The sequence below is a fragment of the Streptomyces sp. NPDC058646 genome, from assembly GCF_042716875.1.
Classification (GTDB): domain Bacteria; phylum Actinomycetota; class Actinomycetes; order Streptomycetales; family Streptomycetaceae; genus Streptomyces.
Window position 1 is genome coordinate 12,186 of record NZ_JBHXRK010000018.1, and the last position, 23,451, is coordinate 35,636.

The 23,451-nt window shown below is 72.7% G+C and carries 26 protein-coding genes and 2 pseudogenes; 18 read left to right on the top strand and 10 right to left on the bottom strand.

Annotated features, from left to right (window positions below; genetic code table 11):
• Positions 1-177 precede the first annotated feature (177 nt).
• Together ACFWUZ_RS22025 and ACFWUZ_RS22030 are read left to right on the top strand one after the other, a co-directional pair.
• The gene (locus ACFWUZ_RS22025) at positions 178-1,569 is read left to right on the top strand and encodes a cytochrome P450 (RefSeq protein WP_384375337.1); all 1,392 of its coding nucleotides are present in this window, start codon (positions 178-180) and stop codon (positions 1,567-1,569) included.
• 223 nt (positions 1,570-1,792) lie between these two features.
• Positions 1,793-2,023: pseudogene (locus ACFWUZ_RS22030) on the top strand (hypothetical protein); the annotation flags it as partial.
• A 192-nt stretch (positions 2,024-2,215) separates the two neighbouring features.
• Here the strand turns inward: ACFWUZ_RS22030 and ACFWUZ_RS22035 are convergent.
• The 3 genes and pseudogenes from ACFWUZ_RS22035 to ACFWUZ_RS22045 all read right to left on the bottom strand — a co-directional run.
• Positions 2,216-3,286 (bottom strand): helix-turn-helix domain-containing protein, encoded by a 1,071-nt coding sequence (locus ACFWUZ_RS22035; RefSeq protein WP_384375340.1) that lies wholly within the window; start codon positions 3,284-3,286, stop codon positions 2,216-2,218.
• Between the two features lie 369 nt (positions 3,287-3,655).
• Positions 3,656-4,441, bottom strand: a complete 786-nt coding sequence (locus ACFWUZ_RS22040; protein ID WP_384375343.1) for an AMP-binding protein — start codon at positions 4,439-4,441, stop codon at positions 3,656-3,658.
• Positions 4,442-4,655: 214 nt separating this feature from the next.
• Positions 4,656-5,204: pseudogene (locus tag ACFWUZ_RS22045) on the bottom strand (AMP-binding protein); the annotation flags it as partial.
• Here ACFWUZ_RS22045 and ACFWUZ_RS22050 point away from each other — a divergent pair.
• From ACFWUZ_RS22050 to ACFWUZ_RS22080, 7 genes are all read left to right on the top strand, one after another.
• A complete protein-coding gene (locus tag ACFWUZ_RS22050) occupies positions 5,203-5,697 on the top strand; it encodes a MarR family winged helix-turn-helix transcriptional regulator (RefSeq protein WP_384375346.1) in 495 nt (164 codons plus the stop codon). The pseudogene ACFWUZ_RS22045 and the gene ACFWUZ_RS22050 overlap by 2 nt on opposite strands.
• A complete protein-coding gene (locus ACFWUZ_RS22055) occupies positions 5,694-6,182 on the top strand; it encodes a MarR family transcriptional regulator (protein WP_384375349.1) in 489 nt (162 codons plus the stop codon). The genes ACFWUZ_RS22050 and ACFWUZ_RS22055 overlap by 4 nt, the downstream gene beginning before the upstream one ends.
• Before the next feature lie 278 nt (positions 6,183-6,460).
• On the top strand, positions 6,461-7,687 hold the full coding sequence (locus ACFWUZ_RS22060; protein WP_384375352.1) for a cytochrome P450: 1,227 nt from the start codon (positions 6,461-6,463) through the stop codon (positions 7,685-7,687).
• Positions 7,688-7,968: 281 nt separating this feature from the next.
• A complete protein-coding gene (locus ACFWUZ_RS22065; protein WP_384375355.1) occupies positions 7,969-9,108 on the top strand; it encodes a DUF418 domain-containing protein in 1,140 nt (379 codons plus the stop codon).
• Positions 9,109-9,179: 71 nt separating this feature from the next.
• Positions 9,180-9,503 (top strand): hypothetical protein, encoded by a 324-nt coding sequence (locus ACFWUZ_RS22070; RefSeq protein WP_384375358.1) that lies wholly within the window; start codon positions 9,180-9,182, stop codon positions 9,501-9,503.
• 48 nt (positions 9,504-9,551) lie between these two features.
• Positions 9,552-9,980, top strand: a complete 429-nt coding sequence (locus tag ACFWUZ_RS22075) for a hypothetical protein (protein ID WP_384375361.1) — start codon at positions 9,552-9,554, stop codon at positions 9,978-9,980.
• 208 nt (positions 9,981-10,188) lie between these two features.
• A complete protein-coding gene (locus tag ACFWUZ_RS22080; protein ID WP_384375364.1) occupies positions 10,189-11,421 on the top strand; it encodes an FAD-dependent oxidoreductase in 1,233 nt (410 codons plus the stop codon).
• A 40-nt stretch (positions 11,422-11,461) separates the two neighbouring features.
• Here the strand turns inward: ACFWUZ_RS22080 and ACFWUZ_RS22085 are convergent, their stop codons facing one another.
• Together ACFWUZ_RS22085 and ACFWUZ_RS22090 are read right to left on the bottom strand one after the other, a co-directional pair.
• On the bottom strand, positions 11,462-11,611 hold the full coding sequence (locus ACFWUZ_RS22085; RefSeq protein ID WP_384375367.1) for a hypothetical protein: 150 nt from the start codon (positions 11,609-11,611) through the stop codon (positions 11,462-11,464).
• Positions 11,612-11,748: 137 nt separating this feature from the next.
• Positions 11,749-12,954 (bottom strand): SUKH-4 family immunity protein, encoded by a 1,206-nt coding sequence (locus tag ACFWUZ_RS22090; protein WP_384375370.1) that lies wholly within the window; start codon positions 12,952-12,954, stop codon positions 11,749-11,751.
• Between the two features lie 410 nt (positions 12,955-13,364).
• Between ACFWUZ_RS22090 and ACFWUZ_RS22095 the strand changes: the two genes are divergently transcribed.
• The 6 genes from ACFWUZ_RS22095 to ACFWUZ_RS22120 all read left to right on the top strand — a co-directional run bounded on the left by ACFWUZ_RS22095 (position 13,365) and on the right by ACFWUZ_RS22120 (position 18,131).
• Complete coding sequence (locus ACFWUZ_RS22095) at positions 13,365-14,369, top strand: DUF4872 domain-containing protein (protein WP_384375373.1); 1,005 nt, start codon at positions 13,365-13,367, stop codon at positions 14,367-14,369.
• 147 nt (positions 14,370-14,516) lie between these two features.
• Positions 14,517-14,825: a hypothetical protein gene (locus tag ACFWUZ_RS22100; RefSeq protein WP_384375376.1), complete on the top strand. Its 309-nt coding sequence runs from the start codon at positions 14,517-14,519 to the stop codon at positions 14,823-14,825.
• Between the two features lie 170 nt (positions 14,826-14,995).
• Positions 14,996-15,451 (top strand): ester cyclase, encoded by a 456-nt coding sequence (locus tag ACFWUZ_RS22105; protein WP_384375379.1) that lies wholly within the window; start codon positions 14,996-14,998, stop codon positions 15,449-15,451.
• A 306-nt stretch (positions 15,452-15,757) separates the two neighbouring features.
• Positions 15,758-16,489: a hypothetical protein gene (locus tag ACFWUZ_RS22110; protein ID WP_384375381.1), complete on the top strand. Its 732-nt coding sequence runs from the start codon at positions 15,758-15,760 to the stop codon at positions 16,487-16,489.
• Between the two features lie 118 nt (positions 16,490-16,607).
• Entirely contained in the window at positions 16,608-17,063 is a 456-nt protein-coding gene (locus ACFWUZ_RS22115) for a barstar family protein (RefSeq protein WP_384375384.1), read from the top strand.
• Positions 17,064-17,771: 708 nt separating this feature from the next.
• Entirely contained in the window at positions 17,772-18,131 is a 360-nt protein-coding gene (locus ACFWUZ_RS22120; RefSeq protein WP_384375387.1) for a hypothetical protein, read from the top strand.
• A gap of 40 nt (positions 18,132-18,171) precedes the next feature.
• Here the strand turns inward: ACFWUZ_RS22120 and ACFWUZ_RS22125 are convergent, their stop codons facing one another.
• A complete protein-coding gene (locus tag ACFWUZ_RS22125; RefSeq protein WP_384375390.1) occupies positions 18,172-18,474 on the bottom strand; it encodes a hypothetical protein in 303 nt (100 codons plus the stop codon).
• Between the two features lie 10 nt (positions 18,475-18,484).
• Positions 18,485-18,940 (bottom strand): thiol-disulfide oxidoreductase DCC family protein, encoded by a 456-nt coding sequence (locus ACFWUZ_RS22130; RefSeq protein ID WP_384375393.1) that lies wholly within the window; start codon positions 18,938-18,940, stop codon positions 18,485-18,487.
• A gap of 102 nt (positions 18,941-19,042) precedes the next feature.
• Here ACFWUZ_RS22130 and ACFWUZ_RS22135 point away from each other — a divergent pair, with 102 nt between their 5' ends.
• Together ACFWUZ_RS22135 and ACFWUZ_RS22140 are read left to right on the top strand one after the other, a co-directional pair.
• Complete coding sequence (locus ACFWUZ_RS22135) at positions 19,043-19,309, top strand: hypothetical protein (RefSeq protein WP_384375396.1); 267 nt, start codon at positions 19,043-19,045, stop codon at positions 19,307-19,309.
• Positions 19,306-19,905: a hypothetical protein gene (locus ACFWUZ_RS22140; protein WP_384375399.1), complete on the top strand. Its 600-nt coding sequence runs from the start codon at positions 19,306-19,308 to the stop codon at positions 19,903-19,905. Before ACFWUZ_RS22135 ends, ACFWUZ_RS22140 begins: the two co-directional genes overlap by 4 nt.
• 147 nt (positions 19,906-20,052) lie before the next feature.
• On the opposite strand, the gene ACFWUZ_RS22145 is transcribed toward ACFWUZ_RS22140, so the two are convergent.
• Both ACFWUZ_RS22145 and ACFWUZ_RS22150 read right to left on the bottom strand, forming a co-directional pair.
• Positions 20,053-20,394, bottom strand: a complete 342-nt coding sequence (locus ACFWUZ_RS22145) for an STAS domain-containing protein (protein WP_384375403.1) — start codon at positions 20,392-20,394, stop codon at positions 20,053-20,055.
• A gap of 388 nt (positions 20,395-20,782) precedes the next feature.
• Entirely contained in the window at positions 20,783-21,223 is a 441-nt protein-coding gene (locus ACFWUZ_RS22150) for a hypothetical protein (RefSeq protein ID WP_384375406.1), read from the bottom strand.
• Between the two features lie 187 nt (positions 21,224-21,410).
• On the opposite strand from ACFWUZ_RS22150, the gene ACFWUZ_RS22155 reads away from it, so the two are divergent.
• On the top strand, positions 21,411-22,544 hold the full coding sequence (locus ACFWUZ_RS22155; protein ID WP_384375409.1) for a winged helix DNA-binding domain-containing protein: 1,134 nt from the start codon (positions 21,411-21,413) through the stop codon (positions 22,542-22,544).
• A gap of 341 nt (positions 22,545-22,885) precedes the next feature.
• On the opposite strand, the gene ACFWUZ_RS22160 is transcribed toward ACFWUZ_RS22155, so the two are convergent.
• A complete protein-coding gene (locus tag ACFWUZ_RS22160) occupies positions 22,886-23,335 on the bottom strand; it encodes an SRPBCC family protein (RefSeq protein WP_384375412.1) in 450 nt (149 codons plus the stop codon).
• Positions 23,336-23,451: the final 116 nt, after the last annotated feature.

Below are 23,451 nucleotides of genomic sequence, written 5' to 3' on the forward strand. Positions count from 1 at the left end.
CGCCCGCCAGGCAAGATCGATATCGGCCAAATGCGTTTCGGCCACCGACAGTTGAGCGGGGCCCCTGAAGATCCGCCGGACTCCGGCCGACTGTAAGCTGCGCGACGCTGACTCTTCGTCACTCTCAGTGCGGGCTCGACCCAAGCCTTCAGAGTCCCGTCCCTGCCCGGAGGCCCCGTGACCACGCCACCCCTCGACCCGACCCATCCCTCGCACGCGCCCGGAGCGGCCGCCCAGGGCTGTCCCATGCGCGCCGCCGCATCCGACGGCGTGCGCCCGCTGTACGGCGCCGAGGCGGAGTCGCAGCCGTACGCCCTCTACGAGCAGTTGCGGGCGGAGCACGGGGAAGTGGCGCCCGTGCGGCTGTACGGGGACGAGCCCGCCTGGCTGGTGTTGGGGCACCGGGAGAACCTCGAGGTGATGCGTTCGCGGCGGTTCTCCTCCGACTCCCGCAACTGGCACGCGATCCAGCGGGGGACCCTCGCGCCGGAGTCGCCCCTGCGGCCCATCACGGCCTGGCAGCCGCTGGTGGCGCTGACGGACGGCGCGGAGCACGCCCGGCTGCGGGAAGCGGTGACGGACGGCCTCGGCCGGGTGAACAAGCACCGCATGCGCCGGTACGTCGTCCGGTACGCCACCCAGCTGATCGACGACTTCGCCGGGAAGGGCCGGGCCGACCTGGTGGCCGACTTCGCGCGGAAGCTGCCGGCCCTCGTGATCACCCAGCAGCTCGGCATAGCCGAGGCCGACGCCCTGCCCGTGGGATCGGCCGTCTCCGACATGATCAGCGGCGGCGAGACCGCTCTGGCCGGCAACGAGCTGGTGGTCCGGACGGTGCACGAGCTGGTGAGGAGTCGGAAGCGGGAGCCGCGCGAGGACCTGGCCAGCCGCCTGCTGGCCCATCCGCAGGGTCTGAGCGAGGAAGAGGTCCGCCAGCACCTGCGGCTGCTGTTGGTCGGCGCGCTGGAGCCCACGGCCAACCTGATCGCGAACACGCTGCGGCTGGTCCTCACCGACTCGCGCTTCCGCGGGAACCTCTCGGGCGGCCAGATGACCCTGCCGGACGCGCTGGAACAGGTGCTGTGGGACCACCCCCCGCTCGCCGTGGTCCCGACCCGCTGGGCGAAGGACGACACCGACCTCGGCGGCACGCGCATCGCGGCCGGCGACATGGTGATGCTCGGCCTCGCGGCCGGGAACGTCGATCCCGCCATCCGCCCCGACAGCTCCAAGCCCGTGCACGGGAACCGCTCGCACCTCGCCTTCGGCGCCGGGGCCCACGAATGCCCGGGCCAGGACCTCGGCCGGGCCATCGCGGAGACGGGCATCGACCTGCTCCTGGAACGCGTGCCGGACCTGACCCTGGCGGTCGACGACGACGAGTTGCAGGTCGTGGGCACGTGGATGTCCCGTCGCCTGACCGGTCTGCCCGTCGTGTTCAAGCCCGCCCAGCAGGAGCGGCCTTCGCAGGCCGTCCAGCAGCCTGTGGTCGCACGGGCCCATCTCGAACCCGTCGCCGCCGGAACCGGCAGCGGCCGGCCGTCGTCCTGGAGGTTCTGGCGCCGCTAGCACCCGCCGCTGCGCTTCCCCGCCGCCGCCGGCCCGTCGAGGCGAGCGGCCCCGCCGCCGCGAGCCGGTCCGGCCGGGCATCCCCGGCCGGGAGCGGGCCCGGCGGGGAGCAGCCCGGGCCGGGTGACCCGGGGGCCGGCCACCAAAAGGCCGGGGAGTGCCACCCGGGGGAGGGCCGTCCCGTGCGTCGTGCGGAGCCCGGGGGCATCGGCAGTCGGCGGCCCGCCGGAGGCCGCCTCGTCGCCAGTTGGCGTCCGGGAGCATCTCCGCCCTGGGCACGTCCTACTGGTACACGTCCATCCCGCGCGCCACCCTGCTGTGGTGGCCCCTGTGGATCGGCCTCGCCGCATGGAGCCTGCGCAGGCCGCGCGTCACGTCCGCCTACCTCTGCCTGGTCGCGCCGCTCACCACCGTCTTCGCCGTCACCTTCATGTCGGGGCGCTGGGCCGGCTGACGCGGCACACCACCGGGTCACAGCGCTTCGTCGGCGGCTCGGTCCATGAAGGCCTGGAGCGCGTCCAGCTGCTGCACCGCCTCGGCGAACTCGGCGCCGGCCTCCTCACGGTGGGTGTCCTTGGCCTCGAAGTGGGCGTGCGTGCTCCCCGTGAGACCGGCCAGGGCGCCGATCAGTGATCCCGCGAGCGCGTCAACTCCAGGACCTTGTTCTCGCGGACGCGTGCGCGGGCGCGGGGCCGGTGCGGCGCAGGGCGGCGGGTGTGGTGCCGTACCAGCGGTGGACCGCCCGGCGCAGGGCGCGGGCGTCGGCGTAACCGCTGCGCGCCGCTATCGCGTCGATGCCGAGGTCGGTGTGGTGGAGCAGCTCCACGATCCGGGCCCGGCGCAGGGTCTCGACCTCGCCGCTCCAGGTGGTGCCGTGTTCGTCCAGGCGCCGCTGGAGGCTTCGGGTACTGATCGCCATGCGGCGCGCCACATCGGACAGCGTGGGAGCGGCTTCTTGGGGGGCGGCTGCCAGGGCGGTGCGGAAGAGGTCCAGCCAGTTGTGCAGCGGTATCGCGGTGGCGAGGGTCTGCTCGGCGTGTCTACGCAGCACGGCCGACAGACCGGGCTGGGCGTGCGGGTTCGGGGCCTTCAGATCGGGGGCGAGGAAGGTCAGCGAGCTGACCGGGGCCTCGAACTCGATGGCGCGGGTGCCGTAGAGCGCGATCAGGGCGTCGTGCCGGCGGGGGGTTTCGGCGGCCAGGGTGACGCGGACGGGGACGAGGCGGCGCTGTGCGGCATGGCTGAGCCGCTGCAGGTACAGGCCGAGTGCGCAGGCACGGACCGCGCAGGCCGCTTCGTGGGCCAGATCGGCCTTGTTGATGTGGCTGACGGTGATCAGGTCCCCGTCCTCGGTGACCTGGAGGGTGTCCGTGCCGGTGTCGACGACGGCGGTGAGGTAGACCGCGGCGTCCTGGATCCCGTCGAGCGGGGTCGGTGCGGAGGTGATCAGGTAGTCCCAGACCCCGAGGCTGCCGATGGCCGACTGCTGTGCCAGCAGCCCGGCCACCTCGGTCCAGGGAGCGTGGACGGTCGCCAGTTCCGCGATGCGGATGCTCGTGCTCGCCGGGGGGCGGCACAGGTCGTCGTTCAGGTGCTCGGGTGCCAGGCCCAGCAGGTGCGCGTATCCGTGCGGGGGTATGCCGAGAGCGCGTGCAGCGTTGAGGTTCAGACGGGTGAGGGCGGAGGAGGTTGTCCCCTGATGCGCATGCGAGACCACAGCCGCCGAGCATAGACCAGCATGAACTGCCAGGTCACGGCGAGATCCTGGCGCCCGCTGTCCCCAACGTGGCGCGCAGGGTCCCCCGTGGCGCGCACGGTCCCCTTGCTGGCGTCCGCTGCCATGGGCCGAATGATCTTCTCGGCCATAACCTGGTGATCGCTCTCGCAGGGTGCGGCGGCGTGATGCGGCGAAGGCCCCGTCGGCCCTGACCCCGTGGAACGGGTCGTCTCCGACGCGGAGTACGGGAGGCCCCGGCTGGAACGGAGTCCCCCCACGGGGGTGGGGGGCTCGGGATCCGAGGACCGGGGTCACCTCCCTCGCTCCGGCGATGTGAAGCTGCGGCGCCTGTCGGTCCCTGCCCGCCCGTCACGGGCCCGACGGGTCCTCGTTCTCGGCGCGCCGCGGGTTGTCGTCGGGGTGGGCGGCCACCACCAGGTTGCCGTCCGGGGTGCGCCGCGCGAACGCGCCGGTACGGAAGTAGCCGTCGGCGGTGAAGGAGCGGGCGTTGTGGTCGGGCGCCCGGTAGTAGCCGCGCAGGGTGTACGGACCGCGGGCGAGGAGTTCACCCCGTTCCCCGTCCGGCACGTCCTTGCCGTCGGTGTCGACGATGCGGAGCTCGTCGTCGGGCGAGAGCGGGCGGCCCTGGGTCGTGAGGACGGTCTCGTCCGGATCGCCGGGCCGGGTGAGGGCCAGCACCCCCTCGGCCATGCCGAAGACCTGCTGGAGCCGGCAGCCGAGTGCGCGGCCGACCCGTTCGGCCGTCGCCCGGGGCAAGGGCGCGCCGCCGACCTGCACGAGACGCAGACTGCTCACGTCCGCCCGGACCGTGGGCAGGACGTCGAGCCAGAGCCGGGCGGCGGCGGGCGCCAGCGATGTGACGGTGACCCGTTCCCGTTCGATGACCGGCAAGCATGCGGCAGGGTCCGGGTTCTCGACCAGGACGACCGTGCCGCCGACGGACAGGGTGCCGACGATGCCGGGGCAGCCGAAGGCGAAGTGCGACTCGGCGGGCAGCGCGGCGAGGTACACGTCCCTCTCGGTGAGCGACACCAGTTCGGCGGCGGCCAGCGCCTGGTACGCGTAGTCGTTGTGGGTGCGCGGAACGAGCTGGGGCGCCTCGGCGGTGCCGCTGGACGGCAGGAGGAACGCCACCTGGCCGGCGCTCAGCGCGAGCGCCGGGCGGGGCGTCGATGGAGCCCAGGGGGCTGTACTGGCAGCCCGCCGGATCGGTCGTGAGGCCGCCGTACGGGGAGGCGGTGCCCGGCGCCTCAAGGGTGAACACCCGTCGTAGGAAGGGCTCCCGGGCCGCGATGTCCGCCGCCATCGCCGTGTGGTCGAAGCCCTGGTACGTCGAGGGGCCGACGTATCCGACGGCCTGGGTGGCCCGCACGAGCCGGGACATCGCGGACGCGCGTTCCGTCACCGGGCAGAACACGGGGACCACGCCGATGCGCATCAGGGCGAACACGGTGACGACGAAGTCGGGAACGTTCGGCAGCTGGACGACGACCCGCTGCCCCGGGCGGAGGCCGCGCATCCGGAAGCCGGAGGCCATGCGGTCCACGCGCCGGTTCAGGTTCGCGTACGTGATGCGGGTGTCGCCGTGCACGAGCGCGGTCCGCGGGCCGTACTGCAGGGCCCAGCCGCGCAGCAGGTTGTCCAGGGTATTGCCGCGCCAGTGCCCGCCGGCCCAGTAGCGGTCGACGAACTCCTCGGGCCAGGGCGTGCAGCCGGCGAGCATGGATGCCATTCGGTTCCTCCTGCGCCGCCTGCCGAACCGGAAGCCGTACGGATCGCGTTGGGCCGTGACGGGGGCGGGCTGCACCGTCTCAGCGCCGTCTTGATCTTGGCAATCCAATCCGAGAATCAAAGAACAGTAGCCATGGACATAATAGCTATGTACTTTATTAGGCATGAGTAAGGGTTCACCGGGTCCGACTCCCGGTTTTCTGGTGTGGCGGCTCGCCAACAAGTGGCGCGTCGCGGTCGATCGTGCGGTCGCTCCGCTGGGCCTCACCCATGCGCAGTACTCACTGGTCGCGTCGCTGTACGGCATGCAGCGCACGGGTGAGCGGCCCAGTCAGCGCCGACTCGCCGACCACACCGGCCTGGAGGCGCTGTACGTCTCGAAGCTGGCGCGCGCCCTGGAGTCGGCCGGCCTGATCGAGCGCGCCCGCGATCCCCGCGACCCGCGCGCCGTACAGCTCGCCCTCACCGAGGAGGGCCAGGCCGTCACGCGCCGGGCCGTCGCGGTGGTCCAGGAACTGCTCCAGCAGCTGCTGGAGCCGCTCGGCGGCCTCGACGCCGAGCGGACGCGGGCGTTCACCGACGAGCTGACGACCCTGCTCGCTGCACCTCTCGCTCCACCCGTACCGAACGACGAGAGCACCCAGGGGACGACACCATGACGAGCACTGCATCTTCCTCCACTTCCTCCTCCACCACCACTGCCTCCACCACCGCACCCGTCGCCGACGCCCGGGCCCTCGGCCTGGCCCACTACGCGGCCCGCGGCGTCCTGGAGCAGGTACTGGCCCGGCATGGGATCACGTTCCAGCAGCAGGTCGCCCTGCGCGCCGCCGTCACCGCCGACGCGCCGCAGACGCCGGACGATCTCGTTGCGCAGATCCGGAGTTCCCTCAAGGCCGACCCGGCCGACATCCGTGCCACGCTCGACGAACTGCTGGCCAAGCACCTCCTCGTCGCGGACGGCGCGCACCTTCGGCCCAACGGGGCGGGGCGCGAGCTGATCGCCGCCGTCGGCGCGGAGACCGCCCCCATCGCCGCCCGCATCTGGGGCGGGATACCCGCCGAGGACCTGGCCGCCGCCGGTCGTGTCCTGACCCTGGTCACCGAGCGCGCCGACGCGGAGTTCGCCACGCTGACTGCGTGACTGCGTGACTGCGTGACTGCCTGACTGCCTGACCCGCGTGGCCGCTCAACCCTCATCAGCCCCGCGACACCTCTCGCACCGCCTCGAGTCACGGACGCCCGACAGCACGCCTCAGGAGCGGGCGTCGAAGCCCTGGCGACGGCGCTCGGCTTGGTGTTGTCTTGAAGGGGCTCTGCTGAACAGCGCTACGCCAGCAGGCAGCACGGCCGGATGCAAGGGCAAGGGCAAGGACGCCGACGGTGTCGGTGCGAGGGAAGCCGAGCTGATGGGGGAACTCCATGACCGCCGCGCACGACGTCCCGGACATCCTCTCGCAGGAGTTCGCCGACAATCCGTACCCGACGTACCGCGCCCTGCGCGACACGGCGCCCCTCATCTGGCACGAAGCGACGCAGAGCTACCTGATCTCGCGCTACCAGGACGTGGCGCGGGCGTTCAAGGACAAGGAGTCGCTCTTCACCACGGACAACTACGCCTGGCAGGCGGAGCCCGTGCACGGCAAGACCCTCCTCCAGATGAGCGGCCGCGAGCACGCCACCCGACGGGCACTGGTGGCACCCGCCTTCCGCGGCAACGAGCTCCGGGAGAAGGTCGTCCCGCTCATCGAGCGCAATGCCCGCGAGCTGATCGACGCCTTCCGCCACACCGGATCCGTCGACCTCGTGAGCGGCTTCGCCTCCCACTTCCCCATCTCGGTCATCAGCGACATGTTCGGACTGGACCCGTCCGGCCAGGAGCGCATCAGCGGCTGGTACCGGGCCTTCGTGGCGTTCATCGCCAACCTGGCCGGTGACCCCGAGTGCGCGGCGGCCGGCGAGCGGGCCCAGGCCGAGTTCGCCGCGTACATGCTGCCGGTCATCAGGAGCCGACGCGACCACCTCGGTGACGACCTGCTGTCCGCGCTCTGCACCGCCAAGGTCGACGGCGTGAGCATGAGCGACGAGGACATCAAGGCCTTCTGCAGCCTTCTGCTCACCGCGGGCGCCGAAACCACGGACAAGGCCGTCGCCGGCCTCTTCTCCAACCTCCTGGCCGACCCCGTACAACTCGCGGCCGTCCAGCAGGATCGCGGACTCATCGACCGGGCCTTCGCGGAGACGCTGCGGTACAGCCCGCCGGTCCACATGATCATGCGTCAGACCGCCACCGCCGTTCCGATGAGCGGCGGCACCATCCCTGCCGGAGCCACCGTCACCTGCCTGATCGGAGCGGCCAATCGAGACCCGGAGCGCTACAAGGACCCGGACCGGTTCGACCTCTTCCGCGACGACCTGACGGCGGACACCGCCTTCTCCGCAGCCGCGGACCACCTGGCGTTCGCGCTCGGACGGCACTTCTGCGTCGGTGCGCTGCTGGCCAGGGCCGAGGTCGAGATCGCCGTCAACCAGCTCCTCGACGCGATGCCGGACATCCGGCCGGCCGACGGGTACGACCCGGCCGAGCAGGGCGTGTTCACCCGCGGACCGAAGTCCCTGCTCGTGGAGTTCACGCCGGTCCCGGGCTGACCCCGAGGCCGCCCGAGTCGGTGCCGGTGGCCGCGCACGGGGCCGGCCCGTGGTCGGGCCCGGCCCGGCGGTGGAGGCAACCGTCGGCCACCCGGACGTGCGGGGTGCATGTGGGGGGTGGGGATGCGGGAGCACGCTGCCTAGGGTGGTTCCCAGATCACCGGCCGACCCGCGCGGCCCCACACCACTTGGGAGACGCAGTGCCCATCACGGCTGCACGCACACGACCGGCCCGGCCACCGCGCATACCGGAAGTCGACGCCCTCCGCGGGTTCGCGCTCATGGGCATCCTGCTCGTGAACGCACTCATGATGGCCGGCCCGTACGACCTGGCGTCCGTCGCGGACCCGGACGCCTCCACGCTGGACCGGACCGTCGTAGGCATCGTCCAGGCCCTCGTGGCCGGCAAGTTCTACCTGATGTTCTCCTTCCTCTTCGGGTACAGCTTCACCCTCCAGCTGGACTCCGCCGAACGCGCCGGCGCCCGTGCCGTGCCCCGGCAGCTGCGCCGCTCGTTCGGCCTGTTCCTCCTGGGTCTCCTGCACGCCGTACTGCTGTACGTCGGCGACATCCTCATGACCTACGCGGTACTCGGCCTCGTCCTGATCGCCGCACGGAACTGCTCGCCGCGGACGGCCCTGCGCGCCGCCCGGATCGCGTACGGCTGCGCGAGCACCCTCCTGCTCCTCGTCGGACTCGCTTCCCTGCTCCTGTCGGACGCCGAGGCAGCCGAACTCGACGCCGAACTCGCAGCGGAACTGCCTGCCCTGATCGCCTCCTACCGAGGCGACGCCGCCTCCGTCGTGCACGCCAACATCGGCCAGCTGCCCGACGCGCTCCTCGCCGTGCTCCCGATGGGCGGCTTCGTCCTGGGCGCCTTCCTGATGGGCCTGCACTGCGGCAGACGACGGCTGCTCACCGACACCGGCATCCCGAGGGCACGGCTGCGCCGCATCTGCCTGCGCGGCGCGGCCCTCGGCCTCCCCGGCGGACTCTTCATGGCCCTGGCCGTCAGCGGCCCCCTCGGCCCCCGGTGGACCATCCTCGGACAGATGGTGGGCATGGTCATGGCCTCCGCCCTCACCGCCTCCTACATCTGCGCAATGCTCCTCCTCATGAGAACCGCCCGCGGCGCGCGCATCGCGGCGCTCCTCGCGCCCGCCGGACGCATGGCCCTGACCAACTACCTCAGCCAGTCCCTGGTCATGGCGCTCGTCTTCACCGGCTACGGCTTCGCCCTGTACGACCGCCTCAGCCCCGCCGTCGTCGTCCTCGGCGCACTCGTGCTGTACGCCGCCCAGCTCGCGCTCAGCGCCCGCCTGATGGCCCGCTACCGGTACGGCCCGGCTGAATGGCTGCTCCGCGCGATCACCCTCGCACGGCTTCCGCACGCCCCCGACCGGTCGGCGACCCCACGATGACGGGGTACTCAGGGACGGCCGAGTAGCAGCGCCCATGCCGCGGGCACGGCGCCCGGCCTAATGTCCGGGCCATGAGATCCGATCAGCTGACCACCACCGGCCCCCTCGACCTCGCGCCCGGCGGGCAGGAGACCGGCATGCAGCCCCTCGTACTGGGGGCCGCCGCCTTCCTGGTGCTCGGCACCCTGCCGGTGCTGCCGTACCTCGTCCTCCTCGCCCTGCCCCTCGGCATCGCCGCCGTCACGTCCGGCGTCCGCGCGCTGCGGCGCGGCGCGGCCGGCACGGCCGGGCGGGTCGCGTCCGTCACGGGAATCTCACTCGGATCGCTGGGGGTACTCGGCTGGGCGGCACTCATGATCCTCTGGTACCTGGTCGACCAGGCCGTGAGCCGCTGACCTCACAGCGCCGGGCCGTTGTCAGTGGCCGCTGACAGGATCACCGGCATGACACCTTTGCTTCTCACCGACATCGAACGGGCAGTGCGCAGCAGTTGGAGTGCAGAGACCTGCACACCTGCACACCGGCCGCACTGGACCGAGGACAACCCGGCCCGGGACCAGTGCGGGGTGACCGCCATGGTGGTCAACGACCTGCTGGGAGGTGAGCTGATCCGCGGAGAGGTCCACGTCGGCGGAGAGCGCGTGGACTACCACTGGTGGAACCGCCTGGGCATGGGCATCGAGATGGACCTGACCCGCGAGCAGTTCGGGCCGGAGGAGACCGTCACCGCAGGTATCGTCATTCCCCGCCCGCCGTTCAGCGAGTGGCGCAGGCTCCAGCAGGAGTACGAGCTGCTCCGCGACCGCGTCCTGGAGAAGCTGGAGCGGCAGCAGGCGACGCCCTCCCCGGGCGCGTCCCGCCGGTCCGCGTGAGCCCGGGCTCCTGCGCGGGCGGAAGCCGGGCGATCCGGAGGCCGTAGCCGCCGGCGCCCGGCCGGAACCCGGGCAGGCGGCCGCCCTCCGCGCCCGGCCTGCGGCGCGGGCCACCGGCATGCGCTCGCGGAGCGGTTACCGGCCCCGCGGCCCCCGGTACGGTATATGTCCCTGGGGCTCACCCGACCCCCCGAAGGGAGTGGTTGCCGTGGAGCGAACGACCTGCTGCGTGGTGGGAGGCGGGCCGGCCGGAATGGTGCTGGCCCTGCTGCTGGCCCGCGCCGGGGTGGACGTCACCGTGCTGGAGAAGCACGGCGACTTCCTGCGCGACTTCCGCGGTGACACCGTGCACCCCTCCACCCTGGCGCTGCTGGACGACATCGGCCTCGCCGACCGGTTCGCCCAGCTGCCGCAACGCCGGGTGACGTCGGTGCAACTGCCCATCGGACCGGACCGGTCCCTGGTCACCGTCGGGAACATCGGGGCCCTGCCCGGGAAGTACAACTACATCGCGATGGTGCCCCAGTGGGACCTGCTCGACCTCCTCGCCGACGAAGCGGAACGGGAACCCTCCTTCCGCCTGCGCATGGACACCGAGGCCACCTCCTTCCTCAACGAGCACGGACGGATCACCGGTGTGCGCTACCGCACCGCCGACGGCAGCACCGGCGAGCTCAAGGCCACCCTGACCGTCGCCTGCGACGGCCGGGGCTCACTGGCCAGAGCACTGCCCGAACTCGGCCTGGAACACTTCCCCTGCCCCATGGACGCCTGGTGGTTCCGCCTGCCGCGCCGTGACGAGGACCCCAGCGGACTCGTGGGCGGCCTCGGCGACCGGTTCTTCACCGCCCTCATCGACCGCGGCGACTACTGGCAGTGCGCCGCGCTCATCCCCAAGGGGACCGACACCGAGCGCCGCGCCGAAGGCCTGGAGCGCTTCATGACCCGGTTCACCGCCGCCGCCCCGTGGCTGGCCGACCGGAGCGACGCCGTCACCTCCTGGGACGAGGTGAAACTGCTCGACGTACGGCTCGACCGCCTGCGGCGCTGGCACCGCCCCGGGCTGCTGTGCATCGGCGACGCCGCCCACGCCATGTCACCCGTCTTCGGCATCGGCATCAACCTCGCCGTACAGGACGCGGTGGCCGCAGCCCGGTACCTCGTACAGCCCCTGCGCGAGGGCACCGTAGGACTCCACGACGTGCGCCGCCTCCAGCGCCGCCGCTGGCCCACCACCGTCGCGACCCAGGGCCTTCAGCGCCTCGCCCACACCCAGGTCATCGAACCCCTGCTGGCCGGCCGCACCGCGTTCGGCGATCCGCGACGGGCCGAGCGGATGACGGAGCTCATCACCGACTCACGGTGGCTGAACCGGATCCCGGCCTACTTCATCGCGTACGGCGCCCTGCGCGAGCGCCCCCCGAGCGCCTCGCTCCGCTGAACGGCGGGTGACCGGTCCGCAGCCCGCGCAGGGCCCGTCATCAGGCGAGGGCGAACGCGTGGACGGCGATCACGGAGACGGTGGCGATGGCTCCCGCGGCAAAGACCGCCGCGGCCACCGCCAGGATGGCGATGCCGACACGTTCCGCGCCGCGACGGTGGTCGGCCGGCTTCCATTCGCGCTGATGCATGGGCCCAGCCTGGGGCCACGGGCCCGCCCCTGCATGAGTACGCGTACTCAGCTCCCGCCCGAGGCCTGACGCGACCTTCCGCCCCGCACCGGTCTGGAGCCCCCGCCTTGCCTGCCGGGCGCTCCGGATCGGTCCGGTCAGGGGCAGAGCACTCCTCCCGCCTCGTCGTGGAACACCTCCGGCCAGTAGCGGTAGTCGTCCTCGCCCGTCGACGGCAGGCACGCGACCGGGTCCACGGAGGCGAGGACCTCCACCATCGCGTCGGCGAGCTGGTGGTAGAAGTCCCCCGTGAAGTCGTGCTCCTCGTCGAGCCGCCCTTCCCGGTTGAACATCCACATCGTGAACGCGAGGGTGGAGACATCGGCGTTGACCGGCGTCGTCGTGTCGGCGTCGTAGAGGCGGTACGAGAGGAGCCCCGTGCGGCCGTCGATCACGACCTCGAAGTCGTGGACCAGGCTGCCCAGGCAGACCAGGTTCTCCGCACCGGCCGGCACCGGGCCGGAGTCCTCGGCCGTGGGGGACTCGGACTCGGCAAGGGTCCGGAGCAGGTAATCGTCCTGCCAGAGGCCGAACATGCGCTGCACCTTCGGGAGCCCGACCTCCGTGAGGAAGCGCCGCGTCGGCTCGTGCACCAAGGCGTCCGGCAGCGCAGAGGTGTCGACGCGCACCATCTCGTCCGGGCCGAACTCCTCGTCCAGCAGCCCCGCCGGCAGCTCCAGCCGCAGGCCGCTGCCCCGTCCGGCGACCAGCGCCAGCGGGTGGACCGTGGCGGCGATCCGCCAGAGGGCGGGCAGAGCGTGCTTCCCCGCCGAGGGCGGGCACGCGCCGCCCCGGCCTTCACCGCTCCAGTCCTCGGCGGTGAAGGCCGACAGCAGCAGGGCCGATGCCTCCGCCACCACATCGACACCGGTCCGTCCCGCCAGCACGGAGAACCGGCCGCTCATCAACCGGAAGTCGTCCACGTGGGAGAGGAGCCGAGCCAGGGCGTCGACCGAGGGCGCCAGCGGAATCACGTCGATGAGGTGGGGCGCGTCCTCGAAGAGGGTCATGCTGAAGACCCGGCCCGTGGTCCCGTCGAGGACGAGTTCCTGGGCGTCGTCCTCCTCGCAGCGCAGGTGTCCTATCAGCAGCAGGTCCGCGATGCGGGGATCCAGCCCGCCCGGGTCGGCCCCCTCGGCGATCAGAGCGGAGACCGGCACGAAACGGGACGCGGCGAGCGGCCCGAACCGCATCATCCCGTGGTCCGCGGGCAGCCCGGGCCCGGTGAGGCGACGGCGGGTCGCCTCGTGCGTGAGAGAGGCGGGGAGTGCGTGCGTGGGCACGACGATGCTGGTCGCGGACATGGATCCCCCCGTGGTGCTGTGCTGCGGACGTACGACTTCACGGTAGGGCCCGCCACTGACATCGACCGCGAGCGGACGCGACGGGCCCCGCGCGTCCGTGCGTATGCCGTGGCCATGAGCGCGCGTACGCGAACGTGCCGGCCGACACGGTCAGTAGGGACGCCGCCTCTTCCCGGACGGCGGCGCGCCGGCCGGTCTGCGGCTCGTCGATCACCGGGCGACACCGGGCGGGCTGTCGGTGCACGTCTTCGGACAGGCGGGGTTTCCGCAGCACGGCACCTACGGCTCCCCGGCTTAGGCCCGGGCCGCGGTGCCGCCAACTCCCGGCAGCCATCGCCGTCCCCCGGTCCCGGCGGCACGCGGACCGAGGGCCGCGCGGTCCACTCCGCTTCCGCGGCTAGGCTGACCGCATGACTGTGCTCGTGTACGAAGACTTCGGTACCGGACGCCACCGCGAGGCCTCCCTGATCCGCCACGCCCTGGGCAGTGCCCACGACGAGGAGCTCGTCGCCGGCCTGGCCGGCGGGATCGGCTTCATGTACTTCGTCTTCGAGTACGCGGGCCGGCTGCCCATCGCCACCATCGTGGCCCAGGCCCACCCCGAGCCCTGGGTGCAGGTCGCACTCGGCCGCTTGGGGATCCCGTACGACGCCACGCGCGCCATGAAGCCCCGCTGGGGCCGGGTCCGGGCCGCCCTCGACGAGGGGCAGCCCGCCTTCTGCGTGGTCGACCGGTCCTCCCTGCCCTGGCACGAGGCCGACGCCGACGCCGAGATGACGGGCGCCGACCCGTACACCGTCGTCATCGCCGGGTACGACGGCGACGACCTGCTGATCGAGGACGGCGCCAAGACCCCGTACCGGATCGACCGCGAGGAGTTCGGGGCCGCCTGGACCGCGCACCGCAAGGGCCGCCACCAGCTGATCGTGCCCACCGGCCCGGCCGAGGGGGAACCGGACGTGGCAGGGGCGATCGCCTCCACCGTCACTCACCTCACGGGCCCGGTCCTCGGCAACCAGTTCGACGTGAACTTCGGCTTCACCGGGATGGAGAAGTTCGCCGCCCAGCTGCGCGACCGCACCACCAAGACGGGCTGGGAGCGCCGGTTCGGCAGCTCGCCCGAGGCCTTCCGCGCCGGCACCGGACGGCTGCACGCCTGCCTGGAAGAGGAATGGACCGCCCCGGGCGCGACCCGGCCGCTGTACGCCGACTTCCTCGACCTCGTCGGGCGCCAGGAGGCCGCGGCCCTCTTCAGGGAGTCCGCCCGTCACTGGTCGGAACTCGCCGCACTCGCCCGCGAAGCCGACCCGGACGCCGGTACGGAGGAGCGGCGCGTCCTGTTCGACGCGTGTGCGGAGCGGGTGGACCGCTGCCTGGAACTGGAGCGGCAGGCGGTCCGGGCGCTCGACGGCTAGCACCGGTCAGGACCTCAGGAGCCGGCGGCCGCCGCCGGGCGTGGGGACGGGGCCTCCCGAAGATGAGTACCCGTACCCAGCCGCCGGCCACCGGTGTCCGGGAAGGATGGGCCGGACCAGAATCGGCCCCGCAGGAGGAGACCGTCCGTGAACCCGCTGCCCCCCGCCCCGCTGCGGCCGCCGGTACAACCCCACGCGGCCTGGTACGCGGCACCCGCGGCCCTCGTGGTCGTCGCCCTGGTCCTCGCTGCCTTCGGCACGGTCACCGGCCTGTTCCTCACCGCGGGCAAGCGGTTCGCGTGCGACGCCACCACCTCCTGCGCGAAGACCCCGTACGAGCCCGGCTACCGTGACCCCGCCTGGCCCCAGTTGCCGTTCACCGCGGCCCTGGTGTGCGTGGCCCTGGCGGCCGTCGCCTTCGCCGTCGTCCTCGTGCTCCGGCGCCGCGTCCGCTGATTCCCGCCGCCTAGGGGCGGGGCGTGCGGAGTCCGGTGACGCGGTGCCCGCCGTGGTGTGCGGAGTCGTTGCAGCTTGACCCTGACGTGGCGGCAGGCCTTCTACTGGGAGCCAGGCGGATCGGAGCGACCACCGCGCTCGCCGGAGGTCCCCCTGGAGAGGACACCACCGTGCACACCACTCACACCCGCAACAAGACCGACAGCACGATCGAGAAGAACCTGGCCCTGCTCCACACGGCCTACGAGACCCTGGAGAGCGGCGATCTCGACGCATGTGCCGAGATGCTGACGGAGGACTTCCTCGCCGACCTCCCCGGGCTGCCCGCCCCTCTGCACGGTCGGGAGATCTGGCGACCGGGTGCCCGGAGCATGCTGGACGGATTCCCCGACCTGCGGATCGCGGTCGAGGACATGTTCGGCGCCGACGACCGGGTGGCGGTACGGGTACATTTCCGCGGAACGCACCGGGGCACCTTCCCAGGGGTCCCGGCGACGGACCGGCCGGTCAGCTTCCGGAGCCTCGAGATCTACCGCATCGAGGGCGACAAGATCGCCGAGGAGTGGGTCGCTCCGGACATGCTCGGCCTCATGCAGCAGATCTCGCCCGCACCGGACCGCCACTGACCCCGTCTCCGGCCTCCCTCCTGAAGCTGCTGGTCACGAGGCCGGTCCACGGCCCCGGCCCGCCGGCCCCCGCAGACACCCCGCCGGGGGCGACCCGGCCCGCAGCAACGGTTCGATCCGCATCCGCTGTGCCGTTTCTTCCGCCCTTCTCAGCCAGATGATCCAAAATAGGCGGTCGGGGGCTGGTTCACCGGTGAGGCGAGGGCAGCGCCGCTGGGGAGCACAGCCCGGCCGTCGAGCGTTGGACCGTCGAAGGGAGCGATGTCGCGTGCACGCACCGCACACCCGAGTGATGAGGAGGAACCGATGAGCGCGGCGGACGAGGGACGGCACTGGCCGGACGAGGCCAGTGTCGACAATGCGCGGACGACGCTGCTGCAGCTCCTCGCGCGGGCCGGGGTGCCTTCCGACGACGCGTGGGAACTGATCGGGCTCGTGGAGGCGGGTGCGCTGGCCCTCGCGCACGAGGAGCTGAGCGGCGGCGACCGGAGCGCGCCGGGGGACAAGGGCGAGCTGTACGAGTCGGGGTGGCTCGACGGTGTGGGGGACCTCCTGGAGAGGCTCGGCGGGGTTGCCGAGCGGACCCTGACCGAGGTCGTGGGAGCAGACGGCCCGGCGGGTCCGGCCACGGAGCATCCGCGGGCCGGGCGCATGGAGGTGGAGCGGGCGCGGGTGGCGGTCACGCCGCTGTACCTGTCGTTCACCGTGGTCTCGGAGCTGGATCCGGAGGTGACCGAGGAGGTGCTGGCCGCCGTCCTCGGGACGATGAGCCCCCGGCAGCGGGCCGGGTACGCCGGGCGGCTCATGGAGTTCGCCCTGGCCCACCGGGCGCGGCTGCAGCGCTTGTTCGCGGCGTTCGGACCGGGCAGCACCATCACGGTGCACGGCCGCTATTCACTGGTCCACTCCTCCACCAGCATCGCCGTACTGGAGCGGCTCGTCACCGCGCCGCAGCGGCTGCGGGAGGAGTGGGACGCCGCCGAGTTGCCGCCCGCGTGGCTGGACGGACTGACGGCGGCCTGGAACGCACCGGCCTGACCGCCGTCCGCCGGCCTCGCCCGCCGGCCCTCGCGCGTACCCTGGACCGGCCCCGGGGGCTACGAGGCGCGGGAGGCCGGTGACGGCCTGCGCACGAAGGGGGGCGGGGGTGCACACGGTGCCCTGGTTGCACGTGGTGGCGAAGTCGGGCGCCGTGCCGGTCGATCTCCTGCTTCCCGTGACCGGGCGGACGTACGTGGTGCGCCTCGACGGCCGCGCGATGGGTGACGAGGATGCCGTCTTCCAGCAGTTCTACGACGGCGTGCCGCTGCCGGACTACTTCGGCTGGAACTGGAACGCGCTCTCCGACTGCCTGCGCGATCTGAAGTGGCTGGCTGCGGACCACCACGTACTGGTCATCGAGGATGCGGACGAGGTCCTGTCCGGCGACGCCTACGGGCGGCGGCTGCTCTTCAGGACACTCGTGCGGGCAGGGAAGCACTGGTCGTACGCGCAACGGCCCGAGGCCGTCGAACGCGGCAGGCTCGTGCTGGTCCTGTCGTGCGACACCGCATCCGTACCGTCCCTGGAGGAACAGCTCCGGGCCTGCCTGGAGGAGCCGTCCCCGTCGTAGACACGACCTCGTCCAGCGAACCGGAACCCGGGGGTGGGCCGGGGCGATGCCGGCGGCCGGGGCGTACACCCCGGGGTGCAGGCCGCCGTACACCTGCGGTGGGCGGGCCGGATACGCCGGTGGGTGGCCGCGCGGGGTGAGGGTCCGTCCGTAGCCTTCTGTCCGTCGGGGTCGACGGCCCGGGAACGGCCGGAGCGGCCGCTCACACCGGTAACAGGCTTACGAAGCAGGCGAGATGAGGGCGATCGGGGCGCAGGATGGGCCCGGGCGAGGTGCGTACGGACGACACGGCGGGGGGAACACCATGAAGGCGGCTGCCCGCAGGAGCCACAGGAGCGGCAAGGCCCGCGTCCTCGGAGTCGCAGCGGTCGCCGCGCTGCTCGCGTCCACGGCGTGCACGCCGGGCGGGGCCGATGGCGCGGAGGACCGCAAGCCCCCGGACCGCCCGAGCGCGACGGGGCCGGCGGCGCCGAGCCCTCCCGGTGCGTCGGGTGCGGCGACCCTGGGCGGCCGACGACGGTGCCCGCGTCACCTACTGGACGACCGCCTCCGGCTACGCGCTGGACTTCATCATGTCGTCGTGACGGACCCCGCCCGGCCGATCATTTCGTCCGGCCCCGTCACCACTCCCTGCGGCCCGGGACCGGCCCGCCCGGCCGTGCGCGTATATCGCTCGACCCCACGGCCGCCGTGTCGCATGCTGCGCGCATGGCCGATGACTACGCGATCGCGCACTGCGAGCCCTGCGAGGACTGCGTCGACGAGGTGTGGCAGCACATCACCGGGGGAGAGCTGCGCTGGGATGCGTCGTACCACTGCTCCCACTACGTCATCCACGCCTGCGGCGGAGGCCGGGGCGTGCCCCCGGACCATGAGCGCGAGCGGATCATCGCGCTCGAAGGCACGGTCCTGCTGCCGGTGGGAGGGGCCGACGGCATTCCGCTGCGCCTGCTGCGCAAGCTGTACCGGATGTCCGTTGCCGAGGTCGCCGCGGCGCGGGCCGTGGGCTGGGCAGCTACCCCGGTGGAGGCGGAGTACCTCCGCTCCGCGGCAGCTCGCGAAGGCTGAAGCTCCCATCGGTGCCTGAGCCCCCGCTCCGCCCTGCCCGCTATGCGGTGGTGTGCCCTTCGGGACGCAGGGGTGGGCGGCCGGTCGTCGGACGGCCCGTTCGTACGGCCTCCACCACCATCTCGTGCAGGGCGCGGCTCTCCTCCTCCGAAGCGCAGGGAAGGGGGCCGTCGGCGAGGGTGAACCACTCGGACGAGCCGTTGTACTGGATGGCGAAACGTGCTTCGTTCTCCGTCCACGTGGTGTGCACGGTGAGTTCGCCGGTGATCACACCGGCTTCCTCCGTGCGCACCCCGTCCCGTCCGGAGAAGACGCTGACCGTCGTCCACGATGCCCAACCCATGCCGTAAGGCTCACACCGGATCGCCGTGACCGCGAGCCGAGGAGGGATCGGCGCTGGTCACCCCCTGTTTGGGGGCATCTGGACGGGCCGGTCCCTCCGTGGGCACGGCGCAGGCCGCGGTGCCGCCCGGCAACCGGCTCCGGTTGATGGCGATGATCCGGTAGAGGCCGTGGGCGATCCAGCGCACCGGCGCCAGGGTGAGGACCGCCCCGAGCACGCCCCATGCCCTGCCGCTGTTCAGCAGCAGCTTTGCCACCGCCTGGGCGCCGCCGTGCACATCGCCGCCCGGAGTCACCCAGAGCAGTTCGTACGCGGCGCGCTCCTGGGAGACGCCGAGGGAGCCCAGGTCTGCGGATTGCCACGCGACGAACTCGCAGGAGGGGTGGAGCCGGCGCCGGGCCGCTCCGACCGAGGCCGTGCAGAAGCCGCAGTCTCCGTCGTAGACGAGCACCGGAAGGGTTCTCATGACCCCATGGTGCCCTGCCGCTTGCCTGGACCGGGCGCGGCACCGCCCGTCGCTGTCAAGAGATCCTTGACAACAACGATCATGTCAAGGTTTCCTTGACGCATGCCGACCGTGCACTCGAAGCCGTCCCGCGAGGACGCCACCTCCGCCTCCCTCGTCGCCCTGCTCCCGTTGACCGCCATCCTGCCCGCGCTGCTCGCCATGTCCGCCGACCGGCTCAGCACGCCCGTCCGGGCCGTACTGGTCGTGGCGGAACTGGCACTCATCGCCGCCACGGGCGCACTGGCCGCCCGTACGGCCGCCGACCGGGCGCGCCGCGACGCCGAGGTGCTCGACGCGCTGGAGCCCCTCGCCGGCGCACGGCGATGAGCGGCCAGCCCCTGCTGGGCCCGCAGGAGGCCGTCCGTATCCGGGAGGGGATCGCGTCCGCTGTCCTCGGCGCCCCCGAAGGGCTGGCCGCATCGCTGGAGCACGACGCCGACGGGTACCTGCGTCTGGTGGACGCCTCGCGGGTCGGGGCCGAGGAGGCGAGCCGGCTGCTGCGCGAGGCCGTCCAGGGCGCCAGGGCGGCGGGGCACAGCTGGGACACCGTCGGCCGGGTCCTGGGAGTGAGCCGCCAGGCCGCCCAGCAGCGCTTCGCGGACAAGGCCGCGGACGCCGTGGCCTCCGCCCCGCCCGCCGGGGGGCCCGGCACGGCCGAGCGCCGCATCCTCAGCCCGCTGTCGGCCTTCAACGAGATGGCCGCCCTGGCGGAGGCCGGGCGCGACGGCTGGCACCTCGTCGGGTACGGTGCGCTGTTCCACGAGGTGGAGGCGTCCGACCGCGCGTGGGAACACTGCCGGGTGACGCTCGCCTCCGGCGGCCGGCACCGGCGGATGGAAGCGGAGGGCTGGATCCCCGTCGGTGCGGGCTGGTTCCCCTGGCGGTACTACAAGCGGCCGATGGAGACCGGCGGGGACAGCTGAGCGCAGAGGGCTACGGCCGCCGCACGAGCAGGCGCGAGCCGTCGGTGCGGGCGTTCCGCCCGGGTGCCGCGGGCGGGAACGTGACGTGACCGGGCGGCGGCGCCCGGCGTACCCGGCAGGGCCGAACTCCCCCTCACCGGTCCCCCCTCAGCGGTCGGTGACGGGGAACAGCTTGGCGGTGCCGGTCAGTTCCAGCAGGTGGACGACTTGCGGGGACGGGGCGCGCAGACTCAGGCGGCGGCCGTGCTTCTCGGCGGTGATGCGGGCCTGGAGGAGCGCGTTGAGGCCGGAGGAGTCGCAGAACGTGAGCTCCGCCAGGTCGACGACGACCTCGCCCGGGCTGTCGGGCCGAGTGATCACCGCCTCGACGGCCTCCCACAGCATCGGCGCCCGGTCGATGTCCATCTCGCCGCCCACCTGCACCACGACGCGCTGCTCGCCGTTCTCCACCCGCACCAGGGGGGCTCCGTCATCCGGATCGTCTGCCATGCCGATCAGCCTAGGGCGCCGGAGCCGCGGTGACAGGTCGTAGCGGCTGGACACCGGCTGCCGCAGCCTGGGCGCGGGCAGCCCGGCCGTGGCACCGCAGCCGTCCTCGGCCCCGGTCCCACCCCCGCCGGGGGGCGGCTCCGCAGGCCGCCAAAGGGGTGATGCGCCCCGCGAGGCCTGGCCGGAGGCTTCCCGGGGACACCGTCCACGGTGCGGCGTACGCTCGTCGGCAGGGGACGCGTGCTCGACGGCGTCGAGGTGGGCGGGCAGGGCACACCGGGACCACGGGTCGGCTCCGCGAGCTGGGGCTACGGCCGGAGTCCGGCGACGCCGACGCCCCCTGGTCCCGGCCCACGCTGTGAAACCCCGAAGCCGCACGCCCCCGGGGTCATCTGCCGTGCAGGAAGAACCGGGCCGGGACGAAGACTTCGTGACCGGTCGGGAAGCGGACACGCACTCCGGACTCCGTCCACGTCGTGGATGCGATCCCCTGCGCCCCCAGGGCGGGGTCGACGTCCACCCAGTGCCCGTAGGACAGGCCGGAATCCCTGCCGATCACCATCCTGTAGGAGTGCCGCCCGGACAGGCCGTGCTCGTGCACCAGCCCCAGGAAGTGCGGCGACCCGTCCTCGTACGCCACCGCCGAGGGAGCGGTGCTCCGGTACGTCACCTCGGTCCGCGGCCGCCAGAGGACGGTCAGGAGTACGGCGGTCAGCAGGACGCCCGCCACACCGCCCAGCAGCACCTTGCCGATGCCGGCCGTACGGCGGGGCCGTGCCGCCTGGTCGGGCAGGTCAGGGGTGGTGGACCTACTGATGATGCCCTCCAAGGCCGCGGCCTTCTCCGCGCCGGTCGGACGGAGACGACTCTGCGAGAAGGACGCAGAACCGGGCCGATCGGTTGTGGCCGGGCCGGGCCGTGCCGTGCCGGGCGGCCGGACGGTGCGAACGGTGCGCCGGGCCGACGCGGGCCGAAACCGGATCCCCGGCGGATGCCCCACGTGGTTAGGTTCAGGCGTGGACCTGACATGGGTGGACGTGTGCGGGCAGCGGTTGCGGCGGCACGGTCTGGCGGCGCCGCTGGGCAGCCCGGCCGAGGCGGCGGCGGCGATGTGCGGCGCGCATGCCCAGGTGCTGTCGGCCGCCGAGCTGTCGATCGGCCTGCGGCTGGACGGGGTGACGCGCTCGGGGGTGCAGGAGGCGTTGTGGTCGGACCACAGCCTGGTCAAGACGTTCGGGCCGCGCGGCACGATCCATCTGCTGCCCGCGGCCGAACTGGCCTGGTGGTGCGGGGCGCTGGGAGCGGTACCCGCCGCCGGGCGGCTCGCGCCCGAGGCACGGCTGACCGAGGAGCAGACCGACGAGCTCGTCGCCACGATCGGCGTGATCCTGACCGGGACCGAGCTGACCGTCGACGAGCTGACCGAAGCGCTGGCCGATCAGGTCGGCTCGTGGGCGGTCGACCCGGTGATGCCCGCGTTCCGGACGATGTGGCCGCGCTGGCGCCAGATGGTCGCGACCGCCGCCCACAGGGGCGTGCTGTGCTTCGGCCCGAACAAGGGCCGCAAGGTCACGTACACCCACCCCGGCCGCTGGCTGCCCGGATTCACCCCGGCCCCGCACACCGAGGCGATCGACTGGCTGCTGGGCCGCTACCTGCACTCCTACGGGCCGGCCACGCCGGAGCACTTCGCCCGCTGGCTGGCCACCACCCCCGGCTGGGTACGCCGCCTGTTCGAAGCGAGCGACCTCACCGAGGTCACGCTGGAAGGCACCCGCGCCTGGACCACCCACGGCGACACCGAACCCGGCGACCCCGCCCAGGGCGTTCTGCTGCTGCCGCACTTCGACGCCTTCACGGTCGGCTCGCAGCCACGAAACCTGCTGTTCCCCGGCGCGGCACGGCAGCGGGCCCTCGCCACGAGCAGTCAGGCGGGCAACTTCCCGGTCCTCCTGATCGACGGCGCGGTCGCAGGCGTCTGGCACCAGAAGAAGACCGGCACGAAAGTCGCGATCACCGTCGAACCCCTCCGCACCCTGACCCCCCGTCAGCACCGGCAACTGGGCGAACAGGCCGACCGGATCGGTGCCATCCTCCAGGCCCGCCCCACCCTCACCCTCGGCACCATCGACATCGGCGCCCACGCCTAGAGCGCTGCCGTCGGACATCGCGTCGTGCCGTCAGGAGGTCAGGGCGGCCCCGGCCGCGAAGCGCGAGCGCATCTCGTCGTCGTTCACCCGGCTCCTCCCTCGGGGAGTGCTCAGCAGCCCCGCGGCCGCTCCCCACCGGATCGTCGCACGCTCCCTCGCGCGCCGGTCATGCGGACGGGCGGTGCCAGAACGGGGATCCGGTGCAGAACGTGCCCGCCCGGACGGGTCCGGCCGGCCCGGCCCCGGCCGGGCAGCGGGCACAGCGGCGGCCGCCGCGCGGTGTTGTGCGCGGCGGCCGGTTCCCGTGGGTTCCCGGGGGTAGCGGGGCTCCGGGGGTGGGATCAGACCTGCCCGCGCCACTCACCGGTGGCCGCGCCGCGGTCCTCGATGAAGTGCTTGAACCGCTTCAGGTCGCCCTTGACCTGCCGGTCGACGAAGCCGAGCTTGTCGCCGATGTTCTCCGCCATGCCTTCCGGGTCGAAGTCCATCATCAGCGTGACCTGGGTGTGCGAGGGGTCGATGGGCTGGAAGGTGACCAGGCCCGACTGCTCGGTCTCACCCCCGACGGTCACCCAGGCGACCTTGTGGTCGGGGATCTGTTCGGTGATCTCCGCGTCGAACTCCCGCTCCACGCCGCCGATCTTCGTCACCCAGTGGGTGAGCGTGTCCGTGCGTTGCTCGATGCGCTCGACCCCGTCCATGAACTGCGGAAACGACTCGAACTGTGTCCACTGGTCGTACGCCGTACGGACGGGTACGTCGACCTCGATGGTTTCCTTGACCTGAGACATGCTGGACCTCCTGGCCGTGCGCGGGTGGGGCCGGCGCGGGTTCGTCCGGCCCGGGGGCAGAGCACGTCATCGGTGCCCGCCGCGGGCCCGCCTGCCCCGGCCGAACGGCAGGCACG

Bases quoted from the DNA above. Each gene is read 5' to 3' on its own strand.
- ACFWUZ_RS22055 (WP_384375349.1), top strand. From the start codon at position 5,694: ATGACGAGCACTGCATCTTCCTCCACTTCCTCCTCCACCACCACTGCC.
- ACFWUZ_RS22145 (WP_384375403.1), bottom strand. From the start codon at position 20,394: ATGGCAGACGATCCGGATGACGGAGCCCCCCTGGTGCGGGTGGAGAAC.
- ACFWUZ_RS22075 (WP_384375361.1), top strand. From the start codon at position 9,552: ATGACACCTTTGCTTCTCACCGACATCGAACGGGCAGTGCGCAGCAGT.
- ACFWUZ_RS22110 (WP_384375381.1), top strand. From the start codon at position 15,758: ATGAGCGCGGCGGACGAGGGACGGCACTGGCCGGACGAGGCCAGTGTC.
- ACFWUZ_RS22130 (WP_384375393.1), bottom strand. From the start codon at position 18,940: ATGAGAACCCTTCCGGTGCTCGTCTACGACGGAGACTGCGGCTTCTGC.
- ACFWUZ_RS22085 (WP_384375367.1), bottom strand. From the start codon at position 11,611: ATGCATCAGCGCGAATGGAAGCCGGCCGACCACCGTCGCGGCGCGGAA.
- ACFWUZ_RS22160 (WP_384375412.1), bottom strand. From the start codon at position 23,335: ATGTCTCAGGTCAAGGAAACCATCGAGGTCGACGTACCCGTCCGTACG.
- ACFWUZ_RS22070 (WP_384375358.1), top strand. From the start codon at position 9,180: ATGAGATCCGATCAGCTGACCACCACCGGCCCCCTCGACCTCGCGCCC.
- ACFWUZ_RS22120 (WP_384375387.1), top strand. From the start codon at position 17,772: ATGGCCGATGACTACGCGATCGCGCACTGCGAGCCCTGCGAGGACTGC.
- ACFWUZ_RS22050 (WP_384375346.1), top strand. From the start codon at position 5,203: ATGAGTAAGGGTTCACCGGGTCCGACTCCCGGTTTTCTGGTGTGGCGG.
- ACFWUZ_RS22060 (WP_384375352.1), top strand. From the start codon at position 6,461: ATGACCGCCGCGCACGACGTCCCGGACATCCTCTCGCAGGAGTTCGCC.
- ACFWUZ_RS22140 (WP_384375399.1), top strand. From the start codon at position 19,306: ATGAGCGGCCAGCCCCTGCTGGGCCCGCAGGAGGCCGTCCGTATCCGG.
- ACFWUZ_RS22125 (WP_384375390.1), bottom strand. From the start codon at position 18,474: ATGGGTTGGGCATCGTGGACGACGGTCAGCGTCTTCTCCGGACGGGAC.
- ACFWUZ_RS22095 (WP_384375373.1), top strand. From the start codon at position 13,365: ATGACTGTGCTCGTGTACGAAGACTTCGGTACCGGACGCCACCGCGAG.
- ACFWUZ_RS22135 (WP_384375396.1), top strand. From the start codon at position 19,043: ATGCCGACCGTGCACTCGAAGCCGTCCCGCGAGGACGCCACCTCCGCC.
- ACFWUZ_RS22065 (WP_384375355.1), top strand. From the start codon at position 7,969: ATGGGCATCCTGCTCGTGAACGCACTCATGATGGCCGGCCCGTACGAC.
- ACFWUZ_RS22090 (WP_384375370.1), bottom strand. From the start codon at position 12,954: ATGTCCGCGACCAGCATCGTCGTGCCCACGCACGCACTCCCCGCCTCT.